The 2,155-nt window shown below is 45.8% G+C and carries 1 protein-coding gene; it reads left to right on the top strand.

Going from position 1 to position 2,155, the window contains the following annotated elements; translation table 11 throughout:
- Positions 1-564 precede the first annotated feature (564 nt).
- Positions 565-2,076 carry a reverse transcriptase domain-containing protein gene (locus F6K38_RS40050; protein ID WP_009148815.1) on the top strand — a complete coding sequence of 504 codons (1,512 nt, stop codon included), beginning with the start codon at positions 565-567 and terminating at the stop codon, positions 2,074-2,076.
- The last annotated feature ends 79 nt before the right edge of the window (positions 2,077-2,155 follow it).

Raw genomic sequence — 2,155 nt, 5'->3', positions numbered from 1 at the left:
GGTGCGGCTCGTTCTTACTAGGAGCCTCTAGAAACTAGAGGGGTATGAGTAAGGGGAATCGTGAGGGTAACACCCTCAAAAGATTTCTAACTATCTATTGGATGGCGGTGAAAACCCGCCCCTTGAAGAGATAAGTGACTCCCTATCTGGCCACACCGAGCAGGGCGACATCCCTACAGAGTGAAGCTGGCACCAGGGCGCAATCAGTTGAAAAGAAGCAGGTAACAACACTGGCGCTAAAGGGGAGGTGACATGGTTAAACAAGTCCTAGAAAAATGTCCTACCAGCCTACCATAACCTGAAAAACCAATATGGAATGTATCCTCTACTCTCACAGCGTCTTCTCCAGAATAGCTGTAATCTCCGAGAGGAGGATGGGCAAATTGGACTGACCTAAATCACCACAACAATCTAATAGATGGAACGAGTAAAAACGGCAGCAACACGAGGTCTAAGGAACGGTCGAAACCCTAGTAAGTTATGTCAAACTTAATCCCTCCTGCCGGGTAGGATGTGACCGAAAACTGGTCACGGGTATCAAGTATATAGACTTTGGAGAAGAGCATGGGTAGACACAGCAAAAAAGCTAGTGACCTTTGGAAAGGGCAACAGTGGAAGAAACTTCGCCAAAACCTTTTTCGCCTACAAAGACGTTTATATAAAGCAGTTCAAGCTGGAAACCTGAGAAAAGCCAGGTCTCTACAGAAACTGATAATGAAATCCCGCTCAGCACAACTACTGGCCATCCGTCAAGTAACACAGCTCAACAAGGGTAAGAAAACCCCCGGCATTGATGGTAAGTCATCCCTCACATACCGGCAGAGATTAGAGCTACTTGAGCTATTGAACCAATATGGCTCCGACTGGAAACATACTGGACTACGGGAAGTCCCGATAGCCAAGAAGAACGGGAAAACGCGAATGCTGAAAATCCCGACAATCGCTGATAGAGCATGGCAATGTCTAGTGAAATACGCCCTAGAACCTGCACACGAAGCTACCTTTCACGCCCGGAGTTACGGGTTTAGGACTGGACGAAGTGCGCACGATGCCCAAAAACACGTGTTCAATAACCTGAACTCAAGTTGCAACGGCATCACAAAAAGGGTCATAGAACTAGACATCAAAAAGTGTTTTGACCGCATATCACACAGCTCCATAATGGATAGACTGTTAGCACCGGCATCCATAAAACAGGGGATTTTTAGATGTTTAAAAGCGGGCGTCAGTCCGGAATTCACGGAGCAAGGAACACCCCAAGGAGGTGTGGTCAGCCCACTCTTAGCCAACGTGGCACTAAATGGAATTGAAAGCCTACACCAATCAATCCGCTACGCGGATGACATGGTAATATTCCTGAAACCTAACGAAGACGCTCAAAAGGTGTTAAAAAAGGTCAAGGAATTCTTAACTGAACGCGGAATGGAAATCAGCGAAGAAAAGACCAAAATAACTCACTCGACAGACGGTTTTGACTTCCTGGGCTGGAACTTCCGAGTCCAGAAAAATGGAAAGTTCCGAAGTATTCCCTCAGCGGAAAACCTAAGAACCATCAAAAAGAAGATTAAAGCCGTGGCCAACAGCTCGAACTATGGTGCAAAAATAAAGGCTGAAAAATTAGCTCCCATAATAAGGGGCTGGAGAAATTACCACCGGAATTGCAAGATGGACGGCTCCCGAAACTCTCTGTGGTTCACTGCAAAGAGAACAGAAGAGAAATTCAGAAAAGAGAAGAAAATCAATCGATACGAATCCGAAAGATTAGTAAAGAAAGCATTCCCGGCGGTGAAATATAAGGAAAACAAGCATATTAAAGTCAGGGGCACCAAGTCCCCCTATGACGGAGACTTGGTGTACTGGAGCCAAAGGAACTCTGGACTCTACGATAATGCTACTTCCAAAGCCTTGAAGAAGCAAAACCATTGCTGTGGACATTGTGGTCACAAGTTAATAGGCAACGAATCTGTACACCTTCATCACCTAGATGGAAACCACGACAATTGGAAACCAAAGAATTTAATGGCGGTTCACCAGAGCTGCCACCAATACATACACAGCAGCCAAAAAGATACTTAGGAGCCGTATGCAACGAAAGTCGCACGTACGGATTTGTAGGAGAGATGCTCCCCTTAATAGGGGACATCGACTCTAACAA

Source organism: Moorena sp. SIO3B2 (assembly GCF_010692525.1).
Taxonomy (GTDB): Bacteria; Cyanobacteriota; Cyanobacteriia; order Cyanobacteriales; family Coleofasciculaceae; genus Moorena; species Moorena producens.
The sequence above is the reverse complement of the archived record's forward strand: the minus strand, read 5'-3'. Positions and strand labels throughout refer to the sequence as shown.